General features: G+C 70.4%; 24 protein-coding genes. 15 read left to right on the top strand and 9 right to left on the bottom strand.

The genetic code is table 11. The features are described from left to right. Nucleotides 1–36: 36 nt before the first annotated feature. Nucleotides 37–1,602, top strand: a complete 1,566-nt coding sequence (locus ACIQWX_RS11450) for a beta-N-acetylhexosaminidase (protein WP_400868343.1) — start codon at nt 37–39, stop codon at nt 1,600–1,602. A gap of 54 nt (nt 1,603–1,656) precedes the next feature. Here the strand turns inward: ACIQWX_RS11450 and ACIQWX_RS11445 are convergent, their stop codons facing one another. Both ACIQWX_RS11445 and ACIQWX_RS11440 read right to left on the bottom strand, forming a co-directional pair. Beyond that, complete coding sequence (locus ACIQWX_RS11445) at nt 1,657–2,247, bottom strand: TetR/AcrR family transcriptional regulator (protein WP_400868341.1); 591 nt, start codon at nt 2,245–2,247, stop codon at nt 1,657–1,659. After that, nucleotides 2,237–2,920, bottom strand: a complete 684-nt coding sequence (locus tag ACIQWX_RS11440) for an MOSC domain-containing protein (RefSeq protein WP_400868339.1) — start codon at nt 2,918–2,920, stop codon at nt 2,237–2,239. The genes ACIQWX_RS11445 and ACIQWX_RS11440 overlap by 11 nt, the downstream gene beginning before the upstream one ends. Nucleotides 2,921–2,975: 55 nt before the next feature. Between ACIQWX_RS11440 and ACIQWX_RS11435 the strand changes: the two genes are divergently transcribed. Then, nucleotides 2,976–4,334: a M20 family metallopeptidase gene (locus ACIQWX_RS11435; RefSeq protein ID WP_400868337.1), complete on the top strand. Its 1,359-nt coding sequence runs from the start codon at nt 2,976–2,978 to the stop codon at nt 4,332–4,334. Here the strand turns inward: ACIQWX_RS11435 and ACIQWX_RS11430 are convergent. Next, complete coding sequence (locus ACIQWX_RS11430) at nt 4,300–4,671, bottom strand: DUF779 domain-containing protein (protein ID WP_400868335.1); 372 nt, start codon at nt 4,669–4,671, stop codon at nt 4,300–4,302. The two genes, ACIQWX_RS11435 and ACIQWX_RS11430, sit on opposite strands and share 35 nt — an antisense overlap. Further along, a complete protein-coding gene (adh, locus tag ACIQWX_RS11425) occupies nt 4,671–6,194 on the bottom strand; it encodes an aldehyde dehydrogenase (RefSeq protein ID WP_400868333.1) in 1,524 nt (507 codons plus the stop codon). Before adh ends, ACIQWX_RS11430 begins: the two co-directional genes overlap by 1 nt. A 112-nt stretch (nt 6,195–6,306) precedes the next feature. Here adh and ACIQWX_RS11420 point away from each other — a divergent pair, with 112 nt between their 5' ends. After that, nucleotides 6,307–7,779: a GAF domain-containing protein gene (locus ACIQWX_RS11420; protein WP_400868331.1), complete on the top strand. Its 1,473-nt coding sequence runs from the start codon at nt 6,307–6,309 to the stop codon at nt 7,777–7,779. Nucleotides 7,780–7,782: 3 nt separating this feature from the next. Here ACIQWX_RS11420 and ACIQWX_RS11415 read toward each other — a convergent pair whose 3' ends face one another. After that, the gene (locus ACIQWX_RS11415) at nt 7,783–8,208 is read right to left on the bottom strand and encodes a YybH family protein (RefSeq protein WP_400868329.1); all 426 of its coding nucleotides are present in this window, start codon (nt 8,206–8,208) and stop codon (nt 7,783–7,785) included. A gap of 109 nt (nt 8,209–8,317) precedes the next feature. Here ACIQWX_RS11415 and ACIQWX_RS11410 point away from each other — a divergent pair, with 109 nt between their 5' ends. Both ACIQWX_RS11410 and ACIQWX_RS11405 read left to right on the top strand, forming a co-directional pair. Continuing rightward, nucleotides 8,318–9,115 carry an SGNH/GDSL hydrolase family protein gene (locus ACIQWX_RS11410; RefSeq protein ID WP_400868327.1) on the top strand — a complete coding sequence of 266 codons (798 nt, stop codon included), beginning with the start codon at nt 8,318–8,320 and terminating at the stop codon, nt 9,113–9,115. Then, nucleotides 9,094–9,651, top strand: coding sequence for a TetR/AcrR family transcriptional regulator (locus ACIQWX_RS11405; protein WP_400868325.1), 558 nt, complete (start codon nt 9,094–9,096; stop codon nt 9,649–9,651). The genes ACIQWX_RS11410 and ACIQWX_RS11405 overlap by 22 nt, the downstream gene beginning before the upstream one ends. Here the strand turns inward: ACIQWX_RS11405 and ACIQWX_RS11400 are convergent. Then, on the bottom strand, nt 9,626–10,321 hold the full coding sequence (locus ACIQWX_RS11400) for a GNAT family N-acetyltransferase (RefSeq protein ID WP_400868323.1): 696 nt from the start codon (nt 10,319–10,321) through the stop codon (nt 9,626–9,628). The two genes, ACIQWX_RS11405 and ACIQWX_RS11400, sit on opposite strands and share 26 nt — an antisense overlap. 297 nt (nt 10,322–10,618) lie before the next feature. On the opposite strand from ACIQWX_RS11400, the gene ACIQWX_RS11395 reads away from it, so the two are divergent. From ACIQWX_RS11395 to ACIQWX_RS11370, 6 genes are all read left to right on the top strand, one after another. Then, entirely contained in the window at nt 10,619–11,341 is a 723-nt protein-coding gene (locus ACIQWX_RS11395; RefSeq protein WP_400868321.1) for a DUF2786 domain-containing protein, read from the top strand. 69 nt (nt 11,342–11,410) lie between these two features. Beyond that, nucleotides 11,411–11,572, top strand: a complete 162-nt coding sequence (locus ACIQWX_RS11390) for a hypothetical protein (protein WP_400868319.1) — start codon at nt 11,411–11,413, stop codon at nt 11,570–11,572. Nucleotides 11,573–11,676: 104 nt separating this feature from the next. Continuing rightward, nucleotides 11,677–12,018, top strand: a complete 342-nt coding sequence (locus ACIQWX_RS11385; protein ID WP_400868317.1) for an ArsR/SmtB family transcription factor — start codon at nt 11,677–11,679, stop codon at nt 12,016–12,018. Further along, nucleotides 12,015–12,263: a hypothetical protein gene (locus tag ACIQWX_RS11380; RefSeq protein WP_400868315.1), complete on the top strand. Its 249-nt coding sequence runs from the start codon at nt 12,015–12,017 to the stop codon at nt 12,261–12,263. Before ACIQWX_RS11385 ends, ACIQWX_RS11380 begins: the two co-directional genes overlap by 4 nt. 112 nt (nt 12,264–12,375) lie before the next feature. Then, a complete protein-coding gene (locus ACIQWX_RS11375; protein ID WP_400868313.1) occupies nt 12,376–14,490 on the top strand; it encodes an MMPL family transporter in 2,115 nt (704 codons plus the stop codon). Nucleotides 14,491–14,526: 36 nt separating this feature from the next. Continuing rightward, the gene (locus ACIQWX_RS11370) at nt 14,527–15,405 is read left to right on the top strand and encodes a DMT family transporter (protein WP_400869536.1); all 879 of its coding nucleotides are present in this window, start codon (nt 14,527–14,529) and stop codon (nt 15,403–15,405) included. Here the strand turns inward: ACIQWX_RS11370 and ACIQWX_RS11365 are convergent. Next, nucleotides 15,360–17,471 (bottom strand): putative bifunctional diguanylate cyclase/phosphodiesterase, encoded by a 2,112-nt coding sequence (locus tag ACIQWX_RS11365; protein ID WP_400868311.1) that lies wholly within the window; start codon nt 17,469–17,471, stop codon nt 15,360–15,362. The genes ACIQWX_RS11370 and ACIQWX_RS11365 overlap by 46 nt on opposite strands. A gap of 13 nt (nt 17,472–17,484) precedes the next feature. Further along, nucleotides 17,485–18,303 (bottom strand): SAM-dependent methyltransferase, encoded by an 819-nt coding sequence (locus ACIQWX_RS11360; protein ID WP_400869533.1) that lies wholly within the window; start codon nt 18,301–18,303, stop codon nt 17,485–17,487. A gap of 180 nt (nt 18,304–18,483) precedes the next feature. Here ACIQWX_RS11360 and ACIQWX_RS11355 point away from each other — a divergent pair, with 180 nt between their 5' ends. Genes ACIQWX_RS11355 through ACIQWX_RS11340 form a run of 4 tightly spaced genes read left to right on the top strand, consistent with a single transcriptional unit; the run spans nt 18,484 to nt 22,926 of the window. After that, nucleotides 18,484–19,788 carry a cytochrome P450 gene (locus ACIQWX_RS11355; RefSeq protein ID WP_400868309.1) on the top strand — a complete coding sequence of 435 codons (1,305 nt, stop codon included), beginning with the start codon at nt 18,484–18,486 and terminating at the stop codon, nt 19,786–19,788. 12 nt (nt 19,789–19,800) lie between these two features. Then, nucleotides 19,801–20,778 (top strand): alpha/beta hydrolase, encoded by a 978-nt coding sequence (locus ACIQWX_RS11350; protein ID WP_400868307.1) that lies wholly within the window; start codon nt 19,801–19,803, stop codon nt 20,776–20,778. Between the two features lie 50 nt (nt 20,779–20,828). Then, a complete protein-coding gene (locus tag ACIQWX_RS11345) occupies nt 20,829–21,461 on the top strand; it encodes a DUF6308 family protein (protein WP_400868305.1) in 633 nt (210 codons plus the stop codon). Nucleotides 21,462–21,477: 16 nt separating this feature from the next. Further along, entirely contained in the window at nt 21,478–22,926 is a 1,449-nt protein-coding gene (locus ACIQWX_RS11340; RefSeq protein ID WP_400868303.1) for a restriction endonuclease, read from the top strand. Here ACIQWX_RS11340 and ACIQWX_RS11335 read toward each other — a convergent pair. Further along, complete coding sequence (locus ACIQWX_RS11335; RefSeq protein ID WP_400868301.1) at nt 22,916–24,118, bottom strand: cytochrome P450; 1,203 nt, start codon at nt 24,116–24,118, stop codon at nt 22,916–22,918. The two genes, ACIQWX_RS11340 and ACIQWX_RS11335, sit on opposite strands and share 11 nt — an antisense overlap. Nucleotides 24,119–24,211 lie beyond the last annotated feature (93 nt).

Genomic DNA, 24,211 nt, shown 5'->3' with positions numbered 1-24,211 from the left:
TACCTTTGGGAGGAGTCCCCGACCGGAGGTGCCCTGATGCGCTTGTCCAGAGCCGTCTTGACCGCGGCGATCGTGAGTCTCACGGCCGTCGGCGTCCCCGCTGCCGCGGTGGCCGCGCCGGCCGCCCCGGAACGCAGCGTGACCGACGTCGTCCCGGCGCCCGTCTCGGCGAAGGCCGACCCGCGGGGCGGCTTCAAGCTGACGCCGTTCACCGTGATCACCGCCGGCCGCGGCGCCGGCCAGGTCGCGGACTACCTGCGCGGCCTGCTGCGTCCGGCCACCGGTTACCCGCTGCCGGTGGTGCCGCGTGCTTGGGGTGTCCCCGCGATTTCCCTGCAGCTGGGCCACGACTCCCGGATCGGCACCGAGGGTTACGAGCTGAAGGTCGCCCGCGACGGCGTCTCGCTCAAGGCCAACACCGCGGACGGGCTCTTCGAGGGCGTCCAGTCGCTGCGCCAGCTGCTGCCGTCGGCGATCGACGCGAAGCGCGTCCAGCACCGGACGTGGACGGTCGCGGGCGGCACGATCCTCGACTACCCCCGCTTCGGCCAGCGCGGCGCGATGCTCGACGTCGCCCGGCACTTCTTCAAGCCGGACCAGGTCAAGCGGTACATCGACCAGATCGCCCAGTACAAGATCAACACGCTGCACCTGCACCTCGCGGACGACCAGGGCTGGCGCATCGAGATCAAGAGCTGGCCGAAGCTGGCGACGGTCGGCGGCCTGACCGCGGTCGACGGCGACCCCGGTGGCTACTACACGCAGGCGCAGTACAAGGACATCGTCGCTTACGCGGCTTCGCGGCACATCACGGTGATCCCGGAGATCGACATGCCGGGTCACACGAACGCGGCGCAGTCGACGTACGCGGAGCTGAACTGCGACGGCAAGGCCGTCCCGGTCCGCACGGACACCGAGGTCGGCTACAGCTCGCTGTGCATTTCCTCGCCGATCACGTACAAGTTCGTCGAGGACGTCGTCCGCGAGCTGGCGGCCATCACGCCGGGCCAGTACCTGCACATCGGCGGCGACGAGGCCCACTCGACGCCGCCCGCGGACTACATCGCGTTCGAGCAGAAGGTGCAGCCGATCGTCGCCAAGTACGGCAAGAAGGTCACCGGCTGGCACGAGATCGCGAAGTCCGAGCTGCCGGTTTCGGCGATTCCGCAGTACTGGGACTTCGGCGGCGACAACGCGTCCGTCGCGGCCGCGGCGGCGAGGGGCAACAAAATCCTGATGTCGCCGGCGAACTACGCGTACTTGGACATGAAGTACGACCCTTCGACGCCGCTGGGTCAGGACTGGGCCGCGCTGATCGAGGTGCGCGACGGCTACAACTGGGATCCCGCGTCGCTGGTGACCGGTGTCGGTGAGAAGCAGATCGCGGGTGTCGAGGCGCCGCTGTGGACCGAGACGCTCCGGACCAGTGCCGACATCGAGTACATGGCGTTCCCGCGGCTGCCGGGGATCGCGGAGATCGGCTGGTCTCCTCGCGCTACCCACAACTGGGACGCCTACCGGCTGCGCCTCGCCAAGCAGAGCCCGCGCTGGGTGGTCCAGGGCATTGGCTTCTACCGCAGTCCCCAGGTCGACTGGAAGTAAGCAAGTGGTCCCGTTGTCGTGAGTGAGAAACAGTGTTCTAACACTGTTTCTCACTCACGACAGCCTTGCACCGATGGCTCGTCTGGCCAGGGCGTATGCCTGCGTCCCGCCGTTGAGGACCGCGTCGGCGTTGGCCGCGCGACCCAGGGCGTGCAGCTCGAACGCCAGGACTTCCGGGTCCGCGTCCAGGTGACCGAGGGAGACCGCCTCAGAGCAAGTTTCGCGGATGAACCCGGCGAACGAGCCGCTCGCCGCCGCCACCGCGTCGTGGACCCGGCCGGAACGCGCGTCGAACTCGGCGCCGACGTTGAAGAAGAAGCAGCCGCCCGGGAAGATCCGCTTTTCCGAGTACTCCAGCCAGTTTTCGCAGATCGCGCGCAACCTCGGCAGTCCCGCGGGCACGTCCAGGGAAGGCGTCACGACGTGCGCCTCGAAGATGCCGAACGCGGCCTCGATGGTCGCGAGCTGCAGTTCCTCCTTGGAGCCGAACAGCGCGAACACGCCGCTCTTGCTCAGCTCCAGCTCGGTGGCCAGCCGGCCGAGGGACAGCCCGTCGAGACCGTCGACCGACGCGACGTCGGCCGCCCGGCGCAGCACCAGGCGGCGGGTGGCGTCGCCGCGGGCGACCCGGCCGTCAACCGGCACGCCGCGCCCGCCAGCGGTCCACTGTGGACTGGACTCCCGCACTCCACTGCTCCGCCAGCGCGGGCGTCGCCAGCACGCGGTCCGCGAACTCCAGCGCCGGCTCGACGTGCTCCGGCGGCAGCTGCCCGTAGTTCGCGAAGGTGATCACGTAGACCTCGGCGACCGTCGGCCCGTCCGCGCGCTCGACCAGCTCGACCGCGCCGGACGTCGGCACCGTGCCCGGCCGCAGCACGCGCAGGTACCAGCCGCTGCGCCCGGAGTCGATCATCGCCGGCGTGATGTCCTTGCGGCCGGTCTTCATGGCGAGCTTGTAGCACGGCGACCGCGGCTGCGAGACCTGCACGAGCGCGTCGCCCCAGGCCCAGACGTCCCCGATCCGCACGTCGTCCTCGGTGACGCCGGACAGCGAGATGTTCTCGCCGAAGTCGGCCGTCGACACCTCGAAGCCTTCCTCGCGCCAGGTCGCGTAGTGCTCGGCCGGGTAGACGTAGACCGCCTTGTCGGGGCCGCCGTGGACGGTGAGGTCGGCCTGCCGGTCGCCGTCGAGGTTCAGCTCGGTCAGCTTCAGCTCCGGCGCCGTGACCAGCGCCTTCGTGATCCCGCTCAGCACCGGCAGCTCCCGCCGGTACCCCAGGACGCTCGGTTCGCCCACGTAGACGCTGTCGACGTTCATACCCCCGAAGATAGCACGACCGTTCGTATAGTTTTCGCCCTCTAGGCTGGCGGTCATGGAACTGCTCGACCAGGCCCGCGCCCACGTCGACTCCGGCGCGTTCTTCACCGAACTCGCCCGGCTCGTCGCCTACCCCACGGTGAGCGACGCGCCCGAAGGCCGCGAAGCGATCCAGGCGTACCTCGACGACGTCCTGACGCCGGCGCTGACCCGCCTCGGCTGCGAGGTGTCCCAGCACCCGAACCCGGATCCGGCGGGCGGCCCGTTCCTGGTCGGCGTCCGCACCGAAGGAGCAGACCTGCCGACGCTGCTCTGCTACGGCCACGCCGACGTCGTCGGGGAAGCCGGGCAGTGGCGCGACGGCCTCGACCCGTGGACGCTGACCGCGGACGGCGACCGCTGGTACGGCCGCGGCACCGCAGACAACAAGGGCCAGCACCTGATCAACCTGACGGCGTTGCGCCTGCTGCTCGCGGCGAACGGAGAACTCGGCTTCAACCTCAAGTTCCTCTTCGAGACGGGCGAGGAGATCGGCTCACCGGGGCTCACGGAATTCGCGTCGCAGCAAAAGGAACTCCTGAAAGCCGACGTCCTCATCGCCTCCGACGGCCCGCGCCTCGACGCGGCGACGCCGACGCTGTTCCTCGGCGCCCGCGGCGGCGTCCGGATCACCCTCGACGCCGACCTGCGCCCGGACGCCGCCCACTCCGGGAACTGGGGCGGCATCCTGCGCAACCCGGCCACGACGCTGGCCGCGGCGATCGCGAGCCTCGTCGACGGCCACGGCCGCATCCAGGTGCCCGAACTGCTGCCACCCGAACTACCGGACAACGTGCGGGCCGCGCTGGCCGACGTGGTCGTCGACGCACCGGACGAAGGCTGGGGCGACCCGCAGCTGAGCCCCGCCGAGCGGCTCTACGGCTGGAACACCCTGGAAGTGCTGGCCCTCGACGCCGGGAACGCCGACCGCCCGGTCAACGCCATCCCCGGCCGCGCCCGCGCCGTGCTGCAGCTGCGGTACGTCGCCGGCACCGAAGTCGACGGCATCGCACCGGCCATCCGGAAACACCTTGCCGCGCAGGGGTTTCCGATGGTCGACGTCGAAGCCGACGCCCGTTTCCTCGCCAGCCGGACGCCGGTCGAAGACCCGTGGGTGGGCTGGGCCAAGTCCACTTTGGACGCGGTCGCGGAGAAACCCGTCGCCCTGCTGCCCAACTTCGGCGGCGGCCTGCCCAACCACGTCTTCACCGACGTCCTCGGCCTGGCGACGCTCTGGCTGCCGCACTCCTACCCGGGCTGCCTGCAGCACGCGCCGGACGAGCACCTGCTCGCCCCGGTCGCCCGGGAAGGGCTGGTGCTCGCCACGGCGTTGTTCGGCGCTATCGGTTCAGCGCCGCCGACTCTTCGTCGGTGAGCAGCCGGGAGCGGATCAGGAAGCGCACGCCTTCGGGCGCCTCCAAGGAAAACCCGCTCCCGCGGCCGGGCACGACGTCGATCGTCAGGTGCGTGTGCTTCCAGTACTCGAACTGCGGCCCGGACATCCACACCGGCACGTCCTCGATGCCCTCGACCGCCAGCTCGCCGAGGGACACGTCCGACGCGCCGATGCGGAACTCCCCTGCGGGGTAGCACATCGGGGCGCTGCCGTCGCAGCACCCGCCGGACTGGTGGAACATCACCGGCCCGTGGAGCGACACCAACTGCCGCAGCAGGTCCGCGGCAGCCGGTGTCAGGTCGACTCGTTGCGTCATCAGAAGAACCCGAGCGCCTGGTCGGAGTAGGAGACGAGCAGGTTCTTCGTCTGCTGGTAGTGGTCGAGCATCATCTTGTGGTTCTCGCGGCCGATGCCGGACGCCTTGTAGCCGCCGAAGGCCGCGTGCGCCGGGTAGGCGTGGTAGTTGTTCACCCAGACGCGGCCCGCCTGGATGTCGCGGCCGGCGCGGTAGGCGGTGTTGCCGTCGCGCGACCAGACGCCGGCGCCGAGGCCGTACAGCGTGTCGTTGGCGATCTTCAGCGCGTCGGCGTAGTCGTCGAACTTCGTCACCGAGACGACCGGGCCGAAGATCTCCTCCTGGAAGATCCGCATCTTGTTGTCGCCGGCGAACACGGTCGGCTCGACGTAGTAACCGCCGGACAGTTCGCCGCCGAGGTCGGACCGCACGCCGCCGGTGAGGATGTCGGCGCCTTCCTGCTTGCCGATGTCGATGTAGGACAGGATCTTCTCGAGCTGGTCGTTGGACGCCTGCGCGCCGATCATCGTTTCGGTGTCGAGCGGGTGGCCCTGCTTGATCCTGCGGACGCGCTCGACGCCGTCGCCGAGGAACTTGTCGTAGATGCCGGACTGGATCAGCGCGCGGGACGGGCAGGTGCAGACCTCGCCCTGGTTGAGAGCGAAGAGCGCAAAGCCTTCCTGCGCCTTGTTGTAGAAGTCGTCGTTCCGCGCGGCGACGTCGTCGAAGAAGATGTTCGGGCTCTTGCCGCCGAGCTCGACGGTCACCGGGATGATGTTTTCGCTGGCGTACTGCAGGATCAGCCGGCCGGTGGTGGTCTCGCCGGTGAAGGCGACCTTGCGGACGCGGTTGCTCGACGCCAGCGGCTTGCCCGCCTCGACGCCGAAGCCGTTGACGATGTTGACCACGCCCGGCGGGATCAGGTCGCCGATGATCGAGAACAGCAGGTGGATCGACGCCGGCGTCTGCTCGGCCGGCTTGAGCACGATCGCGTTGCCCGCGGCCAGCGCCGGCGCGAGCTTCCAGACCGCCATCAGGATCGGGAAGTTCCACGGGATGATCTGCGCGACCACGCCGAGCGGCTCGTGGAAGTGGTAGGCGACGGTGTTCTCGTCGACCTGCGAGATGCCGCCCTCCTGCGCGCGCAGGGCGCCGGCGAAGTAGCGGAAGTGGTCGATGGCCAGCGGGATGTCGGCGGCCAGGGTCTCGCGGACCGGCTTGCCGTTCTCCCACGCCTCGGCGACCGCGATCGCTTCGAGGTTCCGCTCCATCCGGTCGGCGATCTTCAGCAGGGTGTTCGCGCGTTCCTCGGGCGAGGTCCGGCCCCACGCCGGCGCCGCGCCGTGGGCCGCGTCGAGCGCCTTCTCGACGTCCTCGGCGGTGCCGCGGGCGATCTCGCAGAAGGTCTTGCCGGTGACGGGCGTCGGGTTCTCGAAGTACTGGCCGCTCGCGGGCGGGACGTACTCGCCGCCGATGTAGTGGTCGTAGCGCGACTCGTAGCTGACGACGCTGCCTTCGGTGTTCGGTGCGGCGTACTGGACCATCTTCCCTGCCTCGTTGCTCGGAGTGACGGTGGGGCTGGTGCCGCAGAACGTAGGTTCGGCAACGTTGCAAGCGCGTTGCACCGCTGTGAGCCGGCTCTCTACGCTGGAGGACGTGGCAGAGGCGCCCGAACCGGAGATGCTGCGCGACCCGGAGTCCTACGCGCGGCTGCTGGAGCACGTCCGCGAGGCCGTGCTGGCCGGTGTGCCGGGCCCGCGTTCGCCACGCTCTGTGGTCTCCGCTTCCTGGGACCGCTCGCTCGCCGCGCACGTCGACCCGGACGAGGGCGAAGCGCCGTTCGTCTACGACGCCGACGTGCTGGCCGCCCTGCGTGAAGCCCATCCGCTGGCGCCGGTGCTGCCCGTGCTGCGGCAGATGCTGGTGAGCATCGCCGACGACGCCGAGCACGTGATGATTGTGACCGACGCCGAAGGCCTGATCCTGTGGCGCGAAGGCGCGGCGGGCCAGCTGCTGCGCGGCGACCGCGTCGGGCTCGTCGAAGGCACGCGGTGGAGCGAGGCGGCGATCGGCACCAACGCCATGGGCACGGCGCTGGCGACCGGCGAGCCGGTGCAGATCCACTCGGCCGAGCACCTGGTCCGGCGCTACCACACGTGGACGTGCGCGGCGGCGCCCGTGCGCGACCCCGAGACCGGCGTCCTGCTCGGCTCGATCGACGTCAGCGGGCCGCTGCGCACGGTCCACCCGGCGATGATCTCGCTGGTCACGGCCACGGCCCAGCTCGCCGAGGGCCAGCTGCGCGCCCAGCTCGCGATCCGCGACGAACGCCTGCGGCGGGTCAACATGCCGCACCTGGAGGCCCTGCGCGGCCGCCCCGGCGCACTGCTGTCCGCCGGTGGCCGGGTGCTGGCCGCGCAGTCGTGCCTGCTGCCGTCCACAGTGGACATCCGACGCGGTGGTGGGACGGTCGCCCTGCCCGACGGACGGCTCGCCACGGTGGAGCCCCTCGAAGAGGGCTACCTGCTCCGGCTTTCTTCCGGTGGCGGCAGTCAACGCTCACGGCTGCGGCTGGAGTACCTGTCGGACGGCCCGCACGTGACCACTGTGGACGGTCGCGAAGTCCCGTTGACCTTGCGGCATGCTGAGATCCTGACGCTGCTGGCGTTGCACCCCAACGGGCTTTCGGCGGAACGGCTGGCCTTGCAGCTCTACGGCGAGACCGGCAACCCGGTGACGGTCCGCGCGGAGATCCACCGCCTGCGTTCCCAGCTGGGCGCCTCGGTGGTGCAGACGCGCCCGTACCGGCTGGCGGCCGACGTCGACGCCGACTTCGCCACCGCGCGAGCGCGCCTGCGCACCGGAACGCCGTCCGACGTCCTGCGCCTGTTCCGCGGGCCGCTGCTGCCGGAGTCGGAGGCGCCCGCGATCCGCGAGGAACGCGAGACGCTCACGGCCCAGGTGCGCCAGGTGGCGCTCAACAGCGGCGACCCGGGCGTGCTGTGGTCGTTCTGGGAAACCGCCTGCGGCGTCGACGACTTCGCGGTGCTGGACGCCCTGCTGCGGACGCTGCCGGCGGCCGACCCGCGGCGGGCCGCCGTGTCGGCCCACCGCGCCCGGCTCGCCTGAACGTCACGGCTGGAGGTCGGTCACGCCCTTGCCGGTCGCGATGTCGAACGGCACCGACGCCTGGTCGTGGACGATCACCCAGGCGCCGTCGAGCTTCCGCAGGACGAAGGTGGCGCGGACCCACATGCCCTCGACCGGCGTCCCGTCGCCGAGGGTGCCGCTGACCCGGCCGAAGCCGTGCCCGACGGCCAGGCCGCCTTCCCCGGTGACGGTCAGGTCGCGCAGTTCGTAGTCCACCTCGTCGAAGAGGGCGAAGACCTTCGCCCAGTTCTTCAGCTTCGCGTCGACCCCCACGTGCTGCAGCGGCGGCTCGACGTCGAAGGACACGACGTCCGTGGCGTAGAGCGTCCGCAGCGCGTCGAGGTCCTTGGCCCGCAGCCCGTCGATGATCTTGCCGAGGTGCCGGGCGACTTCCGATTCGAGTGTCATGCCACCCCGACGAACCGGGCCCCCTGTTTGTGACGACCCAAGTAGACACCGTCTACACAAGTTTGATAAACAGTGTCGGCAAGGTGAACCACGGGTTACGGAGATCGGAATGAGCTACCACCGTTTCGTCGTCCTCGGCGACAGCTGCGCCGAAGGACTCGACGACCCGTACCCGGACCAGCGCGCCTACCGGGGCTGGGCCGACTTCGTCGCCGCCCGGCTCGCCCAGGACGAGCCCGGTTTCCGCTACGCCAACCTGGCCGTCCGCGGCCGGCGGCTCGACCAGATCGTCCCCGAGCAGATCCCGGCCGCGACGCGCCTGGCACCCGACCTCGTCGCCCTCTTCGGCGGCGGCAACGACGTCATGAGCCGTGGCTGGGACGCGCGGACCGTCGCCCGGCGGGTCGACGCCGCCGTCCGCGCGTGCACGGAGATCTCGCCCGTCGTCGTGACGTTCACCCTCAGCGACGTCTCCCACCGGATGCCGCTCGGGCAGCGGATGCGGCCGCGGATCGTCGCGCTCAACGAGGCCATCCGCGAGGCCGCCGTCAGCTACGGCGCGCTGCTGATCGACCTGTGGCCCGACCAGGCCGTCACGGACTCGCGGTACTTCGGCGCCGACCGGCTGCACCTGTCGGCGCACGGCCACCGCCGGCTCGCCGCGTACGTCCTGGGCCTGCTCGGCGTCGCGCACGACCCCGCGTGGCTCGAACCGCTGCCCGGCGTCGCGGCGCCCGGCAGCTGGCGCGCCGACGTGCACTGGCTGCTGCGCGAGGTCCTGCCGGTCGCGGTGTCGCGCACGCGCAACCGGATGATCGGCCGCCAGCCGGGCGACGGCTTCTTCCCGAAGCGCCCGGACCTGCTCCCCATGACCCGGGATGAAGCGTGGGCACCCGGCAACGCCTGATCGACACGGCCTCCGAGCTGCTGGCCGACGGCGGCGTCGACGCGGTGACGCTGCGCGGGATCGCGAAGGCGGCCGGCGTCTCGCACGGCGCACCGCTGCGGCACTTCTCCGGCCGTGCCGAACTGCTGTCCGCGGTGGCGACACGCGGGTACGCGGAGTTGCTCGCCCGCCGCGACACGCTGCCGGGAAACACACCGCGGGAGCGGCTGACCGCGGCGTGCCACAGCTACCTGGACTTCGCGCTGGCCAACCCGGCGATGTTCGAGCTGATGTTCCGCCGGGACCTGATCGACGCGGACGACCCGGCCCTCTCGGCGGCGGCGAGCGCGGTGTTCGACACGTTCGCGGTCCTGGTGGCGGCGGTCCCGACCCCGCTCGCCCGCTCGGGCGCCGACCTGCGGCTGGTCGCGGCATCGCTGTGGGCGGCCCTGCACGGCCTGGCGCAGCTGTGGCTGTGGGGCGGGCTGGCGGGAGCGAGTTTCGCGCCTTCGCCGGAGTCGGCGCTCGCCGTCACACTGGACGCGTACTTGGGTTGACGTCCCGCTGCACGGCGATCATGGACGGCAGCGTCGTGTAGCCGACTTCCCGGTTGACGCGGATCATGTGCGCGTTGTCGGCGCCGGTGGTGGTGCTGATCCGGGCGACCGCGGGACGCTCGTCGAGCAGCCACCGCGCCATGTGCGCCTTCACGCACCGGCCGAGGCCCCGCCCCCGGTGCGCGGCCACCACGGCGGTGTCGCGCTGGTACCCCCAGTCCGGGCGGCGCGGGTGCACGCAGACTTCGGTCAGGCCGACGGCGTCCCCGGTGCGCTCCTCGACCGCGACGACGACCCGCTGTTCGAGGCCCTGGGCCCGCGCCTCGGCTTCGGCGGCCCGCACCCGCGCGGGCGACCACTCCGGCCAGCGGTAGCCCGACTCCCCGAGCGGAGCATCGTGCATCGCGTCCCGCACGGTGGCGACGGAACCGAGCACGGCGTCCGGCGCGGCACCGGTCCACCGCAGCAGCCGGTAGCCCGCCGGGACCGGGACGTCCCAGCGCGACCGGTCGGCTGCCGCGGTCACCAGTTCCTGCCGCACGATCGTGCGCACCGGCCGGAACCCCATGGCCGCGGCCCACCGCTCGCCCGCGGTGCCGGCGACGACCTCCCAGCCCTCGACGACCCGCCGGCCTCGCTCCCGCAGCGCGGGCAGCACCGCGCGCAGCATCGCGCCGCCGATCCCCGCCCCGCCGGGCGGCCGGGTGCACGACGACGTGCGTCAACCCGATCTCGCTGTTCTCGGCTTCGAGGAAATGCACCTGGGCCAGCGCGACGAGGTCGCCGCCGCGCCAGCCCACCCAGCGCTCGGCAGGCCCGATGCCGGGCAAGGACCACGTCCACCGCCCCACCAGTTCCGCCAAGGGCAGCGGGGCTCGCCGGGCCCCCTCCGGTCGTCCGTCCAGTGTTCCAGGACACGCCGACCCCGGTGCGCGCGTCCGAACACCTGATCGAATACCCTCCCTCCATGACCGAGTCAGACCCGCAGCTCGAGCGCATCCGGAAGCTGCTGGCGAAGGCCGAGGACCCGGCGGTCACCGAGGCGGAGGCCGAGGCCTACAACAAGAAGGCCGCCGAGCTGGTCGCGCGGTACGGGATCGACCAGGCGATGCTCGCCGCGTCCGGGGCGAGTTCCGACGACATCGGCACGCTGAAGATCCCGATGAACGACCCCTACAGCCGCGACAAGGCGAGCCTGCTGACCTCGGTCGCCTACCCCCTGCGCTGCCGGACGCTGCTGCACCGCTACGGCCAGAAGGTCGACAGCGTCACGGTCTTCGGCTACCGGTCAGACCTCGGCCGGGTCGAGCTGCTGTTCACCAGCCTGCTGCTGCAGGCGAGCACGCAGCTGACGCGCGTCCGGCCGGACGGGTTCTTCCCCGGCGAGTCGCTCGCCGCCTACCGGCGCACCTGGCTGCACGGTTTCGCCCGCGCGGTGCACGAGCGGCTGACGCAGGCCGAGCAGGAAGCGGTCCGCACGGCGATGCCCGGCGCCGGGAAGTCGGCCGAGCTGGTGGTCCGCGACCGCGCACAGATGGTCCAGCACGCGTTCGACGCCGAGTACGGCGACCTGCGTTCGGCCGCACCCCGCCGGTTGTCGGGCAGCGGCTACCTCGACGGCCACGACGCCGGCACGCGCGCGAACCTCGACCCGTCGGCGCTCACCCGCCGGCTCAAGGCCCTGCGCTGACCGTCGCCCAGCACCCCGCGTCGCCCGGTCGCCGGTGTCCGGCCGGTGATTTTTCGCTTCACTGAGCGCATGCGCGTTGTCGATCTTGCCTCCGGCCCCGATCTGCTGGACGCGGCGCTGGGCCTCGGCGACGTCGGCGGCCAGTTCGTCTACCAGGGCGCGAGCGGCCGGATGATCACCTGCGAGCGGTTCCTCAGGCGCGGGCCGCGGAAAAGGGACTGCGCAAGCTGATCGTGTCGGTCCGCCCGATCGGCGAGGAGGCCGAGCCCGCAGGATGGGAAACCAGGGATCACCCTGATATCCCCTCGTCGACCCACCTGCTAACTTTTGTTGGCATGTGGACCACGGGCGACGAGCTCCTGCGGCAGCTGGGTGCCCTCGGCAACCCGCACCGGCTGCGGATCGTCGCCGCCCTGCGCGCTGAGCGCACCTATGTCAGCAAGCTCGCGCGCGAGCTGCGGATCAGCCGTGCGCTGCTGCAGGTGCACCTGCGCAAGCTCGAAGCCGCCGGGCTGGTCGAGGCGAGCTTCGAGGTCGGCGACGACGGCAAGACGCTGCGGTTCTACGAGCTCACCCCGTTCTCCGTCGTGCTGACGCCGGAGACGATCGCGGCCGCCGTGCCGACGCTGACCACACCGGAGTCCGTCCAGGGGGACGGCGAGGAGGGACGGACATGAACTGGCACCAGTGGCAGGAGATCATCGGCGTGACCGGGGTCTTCGTCCTGATCACCGTCGTGCTGTCGATCGCGATCGTGCAGCTGGCCTCGACCTGGCGCGCCAAGGCCGCGCTCGCCCGGGAAAGCGAATACCGGAACCTGGCCGAAAAAGCCGTCCGGACCCAGGAGGAAACCGGGCGGCAGCTGAAGGACGTCCAGGACCGGCTGCGGTCCATCGAACACGTGCTCAGGGAGGTCGACTGAGTTGAGGCCCTGGACCGCCGAGCGGCAACTCGGCGGCCCAGGAGGAAGAAGCACCCACTCGCCCGAGGGCGAGCTCTCATCGGATCACTCCTTCACGGAAGGACTTTAGTTCATGCTGCCCGCAAAACCCCCGGTGGTCGAACGCGTCACCAACTGGTCGGTGCGCCACCGCGCCGCCGCGATCCTCGGCTGGCTGGCGCTCGTCGTCTTCGCCTGGGCCGTCGGCACGTTCGTCCCCGGCACCGACGCGCGCTCGAGCCCCGCCGGCGACGCCGGGGCCGGCCAAGCCGTCCTCGACCGCCAAGCCACGCGCGAACCGTTCTTCGAAAACGTCCTCGTTCCCCGCGAAACCACCGTCGTCACCGACCTGGTCGCGACCTTGAAGACGGCCGGCGCCGCCGACATCCGTTCCCCGCTCGACGATCCCGCGCAGGTCTCCGCCGACGGCCGGTCCGGGCTGGTCACCTTCCGGATCCCCGGTACCGGCACGGAAATCCGGGACCACCTCGCGACCGCGAGCGCCGCGGTCCGGACCGTCGCCGCGCGGCACCCGGACGCCCACCTGGCCCAGGCCGGCGACCTCAGCGTGTCCGGCGCGGTCGACCAGAGCATCAAGGAGGACATCAAACGCTCCGAAACGCGCTCGCTGCCGATCACCGTGCTGATCCTGCTGGTCGTGTTCGGCTCGCTGGTCGCGGCCGCGATCCCGGTGCTGCTCGCGGGGACGACGGTGGCCGCCGCGTTCGGCTTCCTGTCCCTTGTGGACAACTGGATCCCGGTCAACAGCGCCACTTCCGCGATGACGCTGCTCATCGGCATGGCGGTCGGCGTCGACTACTCGCTGTTCTTCCTGCGCCGGGTGCGAGAGGAACGCGCTCACGGCGTCGACGAGTCGATCCGGATCGCCGCCCGGACGTCCGGGCACGTGATCGTCGTGTCGGGACTGACCGTCGTGCTGTGCGTGACCGGCCTGCTGTTCACCGGCCTCGACAACCTCCAGGGCCTGACGGTGAGCACCATCCTCGTCGTCGGGCTGGCCGTCCTAGCCGCGGTGACGGTCCTGCCGGCGACGCTTTCGCTGCTCGGGCACCGCGTCGACCGCGGCCGGATCCCGTGGCTCGGCAACCGCGGGACGCGCTCGCGGTTCTGGGCGGCGGTGGCCGGGGTCGTCACCCGCCGTCCGGCGCTCTGGAGCGGAATCGCCGCCACAGCACTGGTTCTGCTCGCGCTGCCCGCCGTGGGGATCCGCCTGCAGGACCCCGCACCGACGGAAAGCCTGCCGCGCACGATCCCGGTGATCGACGCGGCCGCGCGCGTCCAGGAAGCGTTTCCCGGCGTGACGATGCCCGCGCACGTCGTCCTGTGGAACGAAAACGGCGGCCCGGTCGACACACCCGCGGTCCGTCAAGCCATCGGGGAACTCACTGCGGGCACGCCGAAACCGGCCGTCGTCGTCCCGGTCGACCGGGCGCTCGTCGTCCGGATCCCGCTCGGCGGCACCGGCAACGACGAAGCCGCGAGCCGCACGCTCACGACGTTGCGGGAAACCCTGCTGCCGCAAACGATCGGCCGGCTGGACGGCGTTGGTTACGCGTTGGCGGGCCGGACGGCGGAGGCGCACGACTTCACCGCGCAGGTGCTCGCGCGGGCGCCGTACGTCTTCGGATTCATCCTGCTGCTCGCGTTCGTGCTGCTGCTCGTGGTGTTCCGGTCGGTCGCGGTGCCCGCGGTGTCGATCCTGCTCAACCTGCTGTCGGTCGGCGCGGCGTACGGCGTGCTCACACTCGTGTTCCAGAACGGCTTTCTCGCGCCACTACTGGGTTTCACACCCTACGGCGGTGTCCTCGGCTGGCTCCCGATGTTCCTCTTCGTGCTGCTGTTCGGGCTGAGCACCGACTACCACGTCTTCATCCTCAGCCGGATCCGCGAACGACGGCAGGCGGGCGCCTCGGCGCGGGACGCGATCGTGGAGGGCACTGCGCGCAGTTCCGGCGTCGTCACGAGCGCCGCACTGATCATGACCGGCGTGTTCAGCATCTTCCTGAGCCTGGCGGCGATCGAGTACAAGATGCTCGGGCTCGGGATGGCGTTCGCGATCCTCCTCGACGCGACGCTCGTGCGTGGCGTGCTGCTCCCGGCAGCCCTGGCGCTGTTCGGCGACCGGCTCTGGCGCCCGAAAGCTGTAGCAGACCTTAACGATCAGTCCAGAACTCTTCACTTGTCCTGACGGGTTCGCTTGGGCACCGTGGATCACGTGACGCGAATAGCTGTACTGGCTCTGTTGTGGGGCTCGGGTTTCCTGTGGATCAAGCTGGCCCTGACCGGGCTGAGCCCCGTCCACCTCACGCTGGTCCGCTGCGCCCTCGGCGCGCTGACGCTGCTGGTCCTGGCCTTCGCGGCCGGCCAGCGGCTTCCGCGTGACCGGCGGACGTGGGGCCGCCTGGTCGTCGCCGCGTTCTTCTGCAACGCCTTGCCGTTCGCGCTCTTCGGCATCGGGGAAAGCACGGTGGACTCCGGGATCGCGGGCGTCATGAACGCGACGACGCCGTTGTGGTCACTGCTGATCGGCGTCCTGCTCGGCACGGACCGCCGGCTCGGCCCGGCGCGGCTGCTCGGGCTGGCCCTCGGGTTCGCCGGCGTGCTGGTGATCTTCGCGCCCTGGGAGCAGTCCGGGCTGCTGAGCACGGGCGCGCTGGCGCTGCTCGGCGCCGGCCTCAGCTACGCGATCGCGTTCGCTTACATGGCAAGGAAACTGCCGCCCGGCGGGGCACCGCTCGCGGTGTCGGCCGCCCAGCTGACGACGGCGACCGCGTTGACCGCCCTGGCGCTGCCGGTGCCGGCCACGGCCCCGCACCTGACCGTGACGGCGGTGGTGGCCGTGGCGATCCTCGGCGTGTTCGGGACCGGCGTCACCTTCTACCTCAACTACCAGGTCCTCACGGAGGAAGGCCCGACAGCGGCGGCGACGGTCGGCTATCTGCTCCCGGTGGTCTCCGTCGCCCTCGGCGCGCTCTTCCTCGGCGAACCGCTGTCCCCACGCGTGCTCGGTGGCATGGCGATCGTGCTGGTCGCCGTCGGCCTGACGCGCCGACCCGCTCAGACGAAGGCCAGCTCGCCCGGCGCCCTCGCGACCCCGAAGTAGTCGCCCGTGCCCAGCTCCGCGCCGGCCGTGCCCCACCACTGCGCCTGGTCCTCGGTGTGGATCCCGTCGACGACCAGCGTGGCGCCGACCTGGCGGACCAGCGGGACCAGCGCGCTCAGGAACGTCGAATCCGACCACGCCTGCCACTCCGCGAGCCGGCGGTCGACGCGGACGATGCCGACCGGCAGGTCCTCGACCGCGCGCAGGTCGTCCGGGCCGAGCCCGAACTCGTCGAGCATCACGCAGACCCCGAGGCCGGCGAGCGCGGCGACGTTGTCGAGGACGCCGGACACCTTCAGCGCGCCGACCGGGACGCCGAGCATCAGCTGCTCCGGCGGCAGGCCGGTGTCCGACAGCAGCCGCGTCACGCGCGTGCCGAGTGCTTCGTCCGTCATCTGGTGGCCGGTGAGCCCGGCGACCACCGGCAGCCGCGAACCCGCCCGCTGGCGCCACCACTCGCCCTGCCGGGCCGCCGCGCGCAGCAGCCAGTCCCCGAGCGGCAGCACCAGCCCGGTCGACTCGGCGAGCTCCGCGCAGCGTTCGTGCGGCAGGGCCGCGGCGCCCGGCCGGTCCCAGTGCAGGCGGGCCTCGTACCCGGCGACCTCGCCGTCCGCCAGCCGCGCGAGCGGCCGGTAGCGCACGGCGATCTCGCCGTTCTCCCAGGCACCGGCCATGCCCACGGCCAGCGCCTGCGTCCGCCGGTCGTCCGCGTCGGCGTCGCGGTCGAACATCTTCCACTGGCCGCGCCGCCGCACCTTCGCGCGCCGCAGCGTCTGGTCGGCCGCGCGCAGCAGCTCCCCCGGGTCGATGCTCTTGGCGGGCCGGTGGACCACACCCGCGCTGGCCGACAGCGCGAGGCCGTGGCCGTCGACGAAGAACGGCTCGGCGAGCTCGTCGTTGATCGCGCGGACGGTGGCGTCGATCGCCGGCGTCGTCGCGGAGTTCTCGACCAGGATGCCGAACTCGTCGGCGTGGAACCGCGCGATCATCGCCTTTTCCCGCGCCATCACGGACTTCAGCCGCTGGGCGAAGTGCACCAGCAGCTGTTCGCCGACGCGGCGGCCGAGGCTGTTGCAGACCATGCCGAACGCGTCGAGGTCGACGTGGAACAGCGTGATCCCGTAGTCCGGGTCGGCGCGCCGCAGCGCCGCTTCGAGGTGGGTGCCGAAGTACTGGCGGTTCGGCAGCCCGGTCAGCACGTCGTGCAGGGCCTGCCGGCTCAGCTCGCCCTGCAGCAGCATCAGCTCGGTGCCGTCCTCGACCACGACGACGAAGTGACCGGGCCGGTCTTCGGCGTCGCGCAGCAGCGACGCCGTGAGCGAGATGCGGGCGACGTCGCCGTCCTTGCGCAGCAGCCGCTGGGACTGCCGGATCCGCTCCTTGCCGTCGGCGACCAGCTCCGCCATGGCCTCACGGAGGACCGCGACGGTCTCCGGGTGCACGTGGTCGGCCAGCTGCGTCCCGGTCAGCTCGCCCGCCGGGTGGCCGAGCATCTCGGCCAGCGCCGCGTTCGCGCGCACGATCCGGCCGTCGAGGGAGACCAGCGCGATGCCGCTCGCGGACGACGTCACGACCTGTTCGAAGCGCGCCTCGCTCTGCTTCAGGTTCCACTGCGCGTCCCGCACCGCCTTGAGCAGCGACAGGTGCATGATCTCCTGCTGGTCCAGCACACTCCGCTCGTGCGCGAGCAGGAATCCGCAGGAGAGCGCGCCCAGCGCCACCACGATCCGCTCGACGAAGCGGTCCGCCGTCCGCAGTTCCGGCAGCGACGGCAGGCCCTTCCCGAGGACGTCGAGCGTGCACCGCAGCCCCGGCTCGCCGACGTACCCGAGCCCCACCAGCCGCGCGCCGATCCGCTCGGCGGGCGCGGTGTCCGCGGACGTGCCCCGCAGGGACTCGACCAGCGTGTCCAGCATTCCGCGCAGTTCCTCGTCGAGCAGTTCGCGGCTCAGCGAAACGACGGTCACGCCGCTGAGCAGGTAAGCCCATTTCCGGGCGAGCACGGTCCGCGCGCGTTCCGGGTCCGGCCCCGCCGGTTGTTCCGGTCGTTGTTCGATCATCGGCATGTGCGGCGCCCGTTCAGCTCTTTCGGCCGATGCCGGCGTAGACCAGCATGTTCATCTCGGTCGCCGCGGAGATGTCCGCCGGCCCGGACGGCCGCCATTCCCCGCAGCCCACCAGCCCCGGTTCGACGATTTCGAAACCGGCGAAAAGGGCGGACACCTGGGCGTGCGTCCGCAGCGTCACTTGATCGGGACTGCGGCTTTCTTTGATCACGTCCGTCGCTTCTTCGAGGTTTTCACCCTGGTGGTCGCCGGTGACGTGGGTGATCGCGAGGAAACTGCCCGGCACGAGCGCCGAACCGTACCGGCCCACGAGGTCGAGCGGCCCGGATTCGTCCGGGACCCAGTGCAACATCAACAACATCAGCAGCCCGATCGGCTTTTCGGGATCGAGCAGGCCGCGCACCTGCGGCGAATCGAGGATCTTCTCCGGATCCCGCATGTCGGCCTGCACGATCGCGGCGCGGTCGTTTCCCGCGAGCATCAGTTCGCTGTGCGCGACCGCCACCGGATCGCGGTCGACGTACACCACGCGGCAGTCCGGGTCCTGCGCCTGCGCGACCTCGTGGACGTTCGCCACCGTCGGGATCCCCGAACCGATGTCGAGGAACTGGCGGATCCCGTTGTCCGTCATGAACCGCACCGCGCGCCCGAGGAACGCGCGATTCACGCGCGCCGCGTCGCGCAGGCCCGGCATCGCGCGTTCGATCTGCTCGCCGACCGCGCGATCGACGGCGAAGTTGTGGCCACCGCCGAGCATGAAGTCGTAAGTTCGGGCCATGCTGGGCACGGAGATATCGACACCCGGTGGAACCCATTCCGGTGATCGTGTCACGAGAAACACCTTCTCAGCCGCGTCGGACCGGAAAGAGCTTAGCGATTCCCGAACGACCGGTGACTGCGCCATCCGCGTGAGGCCACACCACCCGATCGGGCACTGTCCCGTTCGGCCGGACGCGCCTACCGTAGGCCGTCTCCTTGGGAAATCCACACAATGGCGTAACGAGGAGTCCGCATGACCGTCCCGGAAGCCCCGGGCCGGTGGCCTTTTCTCGGGCACACTCCGGCACTGCTGCGACGACGCTTCGCATTCACCGATTCCCTGCACGAACACGGAGAAATCGTCAAACTCCACCTCGGCCCGATGCCCGCCTACTTCGTCACCAGCCCGCGGCTGGCCCACGAAGTGCTGGTCACGGCGGGGCCGAAGTTCCGCAAGGGCGTCATGTTCGACAAGTTCAAGCCGTTCGTCGGAAACGGCCTGGTGCTCTCGAACGGTGACTTCCACCTCCGGCAGCGGCGCCTGATGCAGCCGGCGTTCCACCGCGACCGCCTGGCCGCGTACGCCGAAACCATGCGGCGGGCCGCGACCGAGCTGAGCGACTCGTGGCGACCGGGCGAAGTGCGTCCGCTCGACCAGGACCTGCAGGAGCTCGCGGTGACGATCGTCGGCGAAGCGTTGTTCCACACGGAAATCGGGAAGCAGGCGGTCGACGAAGCCCGGCGGTCCATCTACCTGATCATCCAGCAGGGGATGATTCGCGCGTTGTCGCCCAAGTTCGTCGAAAACCTGCCGGTGCCCGGCAACCGGCGGTTCGACGAAGCGATCGGACGGATGCAGGGAATCGTCGTCGACGTGATCCGCGACTGGCGCACCGAGAGCGTGGACCACGGCGACCTGCTCTCGATGCTCCTGCTGGCCGGCATGACCGACGAGCAGGCCCGCGACGAGGTGCTCACCCTGCTCACCGCCGGCATCGAGACGACCGCGCTCGCGCTGGCCTGGACGTTCCACGAGCTCGGCAGGCACGCGGACGTGGAAGCCCGGGTGCACGCCGAGGTCGACGAGGTGCTGGGCGGCCGTCCGGTCACCGTCGACGACCTGCCGCGGCTGACCTACGTCCGGCAGGTGGTCGACGAGGTCCTGCGCTGCTACCCGCTGTGGATGCTGATGCGCCGGACGCTGGAGGAGGTCGACCTCGGCGGCACGCGGATCCCGGCGGGTGCCGAGGTGATCGTCAGCCCGCACGCCCTGCACCACGACCCCGCGTCGTTCCCCGACCCGGACCGGTTCGACCCCGATCGCTGGGAGCCGGAGCGGGCGGCGCGGCTGCCCAAGGGCGCGTTCATCCCGTTCGGCGCCGGCGGGCGGCAGTGCATCGGGAACCGCTTCGCCCAGAACGAAATCGTCATCACGGTGGCCACGGTGGCCGCGCGCTGGCGGCTGGTCCCGCTCCCGGGCCGGCCGGTGCGCGTGAAGTTCACCTCCGCCGCGTACCCGGACAGCCTGCCCATGACGGCTGTCCCCCGTCACCAGTAGGAGGCTTTCCCCTTGCTACGCCGAATTTGTGCTGTCTTCACGCTGCTCGCGGCCTCGCTGTTCGTACCCGCACCGGCTCACGCGGCGACCTGCGAGGACCTGTACGTCCCGGTCACGGTGGCCCTGCTGCCGCAGACGATGCACGGCCGCCTGTGCGCCCCGCCCGGGGCGAAGACCGTGGTGGTCCTGGTCCCCGGCGGCACGTACAACGCGTCCTATTGGGACATCGCCTACACCCCGCAGACCCGGTCGTTCCGCCTGGCGATGAACAACGCGGGGATCGCGACGCTCGCGCTCGACCGCCTGGGCACCGGGCAGAGCTCGAAGCCGCTGAGCACGCTGCTGAGCGCGTCCGTCCAGGCGACGGCGGCGCACCAGGTGGTCCAGGCGGTGCGTCCCCGCTTCGCGAAGGTCGTCATCGGCGGCCACTCGATCGGCTCGGCGATGGCGATGATCGAGGCCGGCCGCTACCGCGACGTCGACGGCGTGCTCGTCACCGGGATGACGCACCGGATGAACCTGGTCTCGGTGGTCCCCACGTTGGCGCAGATGCACCCGGCCCCGCTGGACCCGGCCACGCCCGGCCGCGACGTGGGCTACCTGACGACCGACCCGGGCACCCGCTACGGGGCGTTCCACACGCCGGGTCCGCTCGACGCCGGCGCGCTCGCCTACGACGAGTCCACAAAGGACGTTTTCGCGGCGACCGAAGCGGTGGACAGCCTGACCCTGACCACAGTGGTCATCCCGGTGTCCCGCCAGATCACGGCTCCGGTGCTGCTGGTGGTCGGCGACGACCCGAACTTCTGCGGGCTGCTGGGCAGCGACTGTTCGTCGCCCGCGGCGTTGAAGGCGTCCGAAGCGCCGTTCTTCGGCACTTCGCAGCTGCAGACGTACATCCTGAACGGCTACGGCCACGCGATCAACTACGCGCCAAACGCCCCGCTGTACTTCAGCGTGGTGGGAAATTGGCTCAGAACCCTGCCGTAACGGTAGATCGGACGGCCGCGACCCTCATTCGGCGATGAGGGGAGCCCGCCATGCCCGACTACGCCGACCAGCACGACCTGGTGGACGAATGCGTCCGCGGCCGGCACCGCGACAAGTCGTTGACGGCTTTGAGGGAGTATTTCGACGACTGCACGGGCCGCTGGTTCGAGCGCTACGCCGGCGGCGGCGACGAACCATCGGTCGCGAACACGGTCACCGAAGCCGACGTCCTGGCGCTCAACTTCCTGAGCATCACCAGCCTGGCGAACGTGGCCATCGACGCGACGATGACGCACGCGCTCCGGATCCGCGAGCTGCTGGAGCAGATCCCCCCGGACCTGCCGATGCACGAGGCCCCGTGGTCGACGTACGAACCGGGAGCCCCGGCCCACCGCCTGTGGGAGCTGTTCCGCCAGTGCGGCGGCAACCACCGCCCGGTGACGGCGTCGAAGCTGCTGGCCCGCAAACGCCCGCACCTGACGCCGGTGTACGACAGCCAGGTCCGGACGGTGCTGAAGGCCCCGGCAAGCCCGTGGCACTGCTTGTGGACCTGGTTCCACACGGACCCGACGAGAGCCCGTGCGGTGGAGGAACTGCGGAAGGAGGCGGGCGGCATCGACGACATCAGCTTGCTGAGGTGCCTGGACGTCGTCCTGTGGATGAGAGGCCGGACGCGTCCATGAGCGGGATGATGCCGTGGTGAGGAACGCCCTGGAAGAGTGGCTCGATGCCCTGCAAAAGCTCGACGATCCGGCAAAACGGGGCCGCGACCTCGAAGAGTTCGCGGCCGAGATGTTCCGGCAACATCATTTCGAGGTCACCAGGAACCCGCGCACAGCCCGGCCTCGGCAGACAGACGTCCTGGCGACCAGGGATGGCGAGATCTACCTGATCGAGTGCAAATGGCGGAGCACCAAAGCCGACATCGACGACATCGACAGTCTCCGCTCGCGTCTCAGACGAACGGAGCGGCGAGTAGTCGGCGTCCTCATCAGCTTCGAGGGCTTCACCGGTTCTGTCGTATCCGACGTCGAGCAACACCGGAGCCAACCTGTCCTGCTGATCTCGGGCGACGAGCTCCGCCTGGCCGCGATCGGGCTGGTTCCCCTTTCCGAGCTGTTGTGGCGGAAGAGGGACGCGCTGCTGACGAACGGCACCGTACTGCTCGACGAGCCCGACGCGAAGCGGCCGAAGACACGGCACATCGGCCTGCCCGTAGCGAACCTTCAGTTCATGCAATCCGACGGTAAGCGCAGCCAGGTGATCGAATGCGCCGGAGAGTTCGGGCAGTTCGTCTTCGCGCACGAGCTCCCGGACATCGATTGGGTGGCAGCCGACGGCTACGGCGTCACACTCGACGTGGCACCGAGGGGCCTCGACGAATACGGACTGCTCGAACTCGTCGGCAAGCTGGCTGCTCTCGGGTGGGCGACACCGGACGCGCGGTGGAGCGTGCAACAGGCGAACCGGAACTGGCACGGCCTCGGTTCGGCGGCGTTCGCCGAACAGCTGCCGCGGTGGGACCAGCGCGCCAAGACGCCCGGCGCCTATGACAGCGAGGAAATCTGCTACCTCGACCGGTGCGACGGTGGTTTCTATACGCTGACCGCCAACCTCGCAGCCGACCGATCGCGCCGAGCGACGATGATCACCCTCTCGTTCCAGCTCGAAGGCATACCGCTCGACAGCGCACCGCTCGTGCACTTGTGCCGGTCGATCGGCGTCCACGAAGGCCTGTACTGGCGACCGCGTGGCGATCGATCGGTCACCAGAAGCCGCGAGTCCCGTCCCCTCGTTGCCGACGTCCGACCACTCGCGTACCTGGTCGGGCCCGCCGGCCTCGTTGCCGACGACCCGACCGAGTGGGTTTCCGGGATCGTCATCGCCAACCCGTTCATCGCCGAGCCCGCCGACGCCGGCCGAGCCGAGCTGCCGGACGGGTTGGCGTTGCTCGAGGAAAGCGAGCACCTTGTTTGCGCTCTCGCCGAACACCATCGACTTGGTGACCTGAGCCGGTACTCCTACTACCTGCGAAGTTTGGAATACGCGAGGACGTCGGAGGCCTTGGTGTGCCGCCCGGTGGCGAACTGGCGGTCGGAAGACCCGCCCATGGGGTCGCGAGCCGGCCGCCGCGGGCTCACCAGGTGACCGGCAGCTCGTGCACCCCGTAGATGTTCATGTCGGTCCGCAGCTTCACCTCATCAGCGGCAACGGCCAACCGTAAAGTCGGGAACCGCCGCACCAGCCCCTCGAACCCGGCCCGCATCTCGATCCGCGCCAGCTGCTGCCCGAGACACTGGTGAACGCCATGCCCGAACGACAGCAACCCCCGGGCGTTGCGCCGGAAGTCCAAGACGTCCGGGTTCTCGAACCGCGAAGGGTCCCGGTTGGCCGCCAGCAACGACACGACGACTGTCGAGCCCGCCGGGATCGTTTCACCCCCAAGCGAAAGGTCCTCCGTCGCGTACCGGAAGAAGATGTCGGCCACGGACAGGTACCGCAGCAGTTCCTCCACCGCCCCGGGCATCAACTCCGGCTCAGAGCGAAGGGAAGCCAGCTCGGCCGGGTGTTCCAGCAACGCGAACGTCCCCAGCGAAAGCATGTTCGCCGTGGTCTCGTGGCCGGCGATCAGCAGCAGGAACGCGGCCCCGGTCAGCTCCTCGATCGTCAGGTCCTCGTGCCGCGCCAAGTCGGACAGGATGTCCTCGGTCGGCGAGGAGCGCTTCCGCGTGACCAATTCGGACAGATACGTGTTCAACGCGATGTACGCGCCCATCTTCTGCTCGAGCGTCTGGTCGCGGACCATGAACTGCGCCGAGTTGACCTGGAAGTCGCCCCGATCGTCGTACGGGACGCCGAGCAGTTCGCAGATCACCAGCGACGGCACCGGCAACGCGAACTCGGCCACCAGGTCGACCGGCGGCGTCAGCCGCGCCAGGTGGTCCAGCTGTTCCTCGACGACCTCGGCGATGCGCTCCTCCAGCTGCTTCATCCGCTTGACGGTGAACGCGCCGGTCAGGCGCTTGCGCAGCCGGCCGTGGTCGGGCGGGTCCATCGCGATGAACATGCCCGGCAGCTGCGGGGACGGCTCGGTCGGGACGGGCATGCCGGGCGTCTCGTACGGCACGTGGACGACGTCGAGGTCCAGCCGCGAGCTGAACCGCGTGTCGGCCATCATCTGGCGCACCGCCTCGTAGCCGGTGACGAGCCAGCCCTCGTGCCCGTCCGGGAAAACCATCGGGCTCACCGGTCGCGTCGAGCGCAGCCGGGTGATCTCGCGGGGCGGGTCGAAGGGGCCCGCGTCGCGCTCCATCGGCAGACCCTGCGGGATGTCGCTCATCGGAGGTCCTTTCGTGGTGGTTGTGCGACCACCATCGCCGCCGGGCCTGACACGGCGCTGACACGGACCGGCCACCGCCGCGCCCGTGGCATG

It is taken from the genome of Amycolatopsis sp. NPDC098790, assembly GCF_044759945.1.
Classification (GTDB): domain Bacteria; phylum Actinomycetota; class Actinomycetes; order Mycobacteriales; family Pseudonocardiaceae; genus Amycolatopsis.
The sequence above is the reverse complement of the archived record's forward strand: the minus strand, read 5'-3'. Positions and strand labels throughout refer to the sequence as shown.

Coding starts and splice junctions, on each gene's coding strand:
- ACIQWX_RS11450 (WP_400868343.1), top strand. CDS start 37: ATGCGCTTGTCCAGAGCCGTCTTGACCGCGGCGATCGTGAGTCTCACG.
- ACIQWX_RS11440 (WP_400868339.1), bottom strand. CDS start 2,920: ATGAACGTCGACAGCGTCTACGTGGGCGAACCGAGCGTCCTGGGGTAC.
- ACIQWX_RS11435 (WP_400868337.1), top strand. CDS start 2,976: ATGGAACTGCTCGACCAGGCCCGCGCCCACGTCGACTCCGGCGCGTTC.
- ACIQWX_RS11430 (WP_400868335.1), bottom strand. CDS start 4,671: ATGACGCAACGAGTCGACCTGACACCGGCTGCCGCGGACCTGCTGCGG.
- adh (WP_400868333.1), bottom strand. CDS start 6,194: ATGGTCCAGTACGCCGCACCGAACACCGAAGGCAGCGTCGTCAGCTAC.
- ACIQWX_RS11415 (WP_400868329.1), bottom strand. CDS start 8,208: ATGACACTCGAATCGGAAGTCGCCCGGCACCTCGGCAAGATCATCGAC.
- ACIQWX_RS11410 (WP_400868327.1), top strand. CDS start 8,318: ATGAGCTACCACCGTTTCGTCGTCCTCGGCGACAGCTGCGCCGAAGGA.
- ACIQWX_RS11400 (WP_400868323.1), bottom strand. CDS start 10,321: ATGCTGCGCGCGGTGCTGCCCGCGCTGCGGGAGCGAGGCCGGCGGGTC.
- ACIQWX_RS11395 (WP_400868321.1), top strand. CDS start 10,619: ATGACCGAGTCAGACCCGCAGCTCGAGCGCATCCGGAAGCTGCTGGCG.
- ACIQWX_RS11390 (WP_400868319.1), top strand. CDS start 11,411: ATGCGCGTTGTCGATCTTGCCTCCGGCCCCGATCTGCTGGACGCGGCG.
- ACIQWX_RS11385 (WP_400868317.1), top strand. CDS start 11,677: ATGTGGACCACGGGCGACGAGCTCCTGCGGCAGCTGGGTGCCCTCGGC.
- ACIQWX_RS11380 (WP_400868315.1), top strand. CDS start 12,015: ATGAACTGGCACCAGTGGCAGGAGATCATCGGCGTGACCGGGGTCTTC.
- ACIQWX_RS11375 (WP_400868313.1), top strand. CDS start 12,376: ATGCTGCCCGCAAAACCCCCGGTGGTCGAACGCGTCACCAACTGGTCG.
- ACIQWX_RS11365 (WP_400868311.1), bottom strand. CDS start 17,471: ATGCCGATGATCGAACAACGACCGGAACAACCGGCGGGGCCGGACCCG.
- ACIQWX_RS11355 (WP_400868309.1), top strand. CDS start 18,484: ATGACCGTCCCGGAAGCCCCGGGCCGGTGGCCTTTTCTCGGGCACACT.
- ACIQWX_RS11345 (WP_400868305.1), top strand. CDS start 20,829: ATGCCCGACTACGCCGACCAGCACGACCTGGTGGACGAATGCGTCCGC.
- ACIQWX_RS11335 (WP_400868301.1), bottom strand. CDS start 24,118: ATGAGCGACATCCCGCAGGGTCTGCCGATGGAGCGCGACGCGGGCCCC.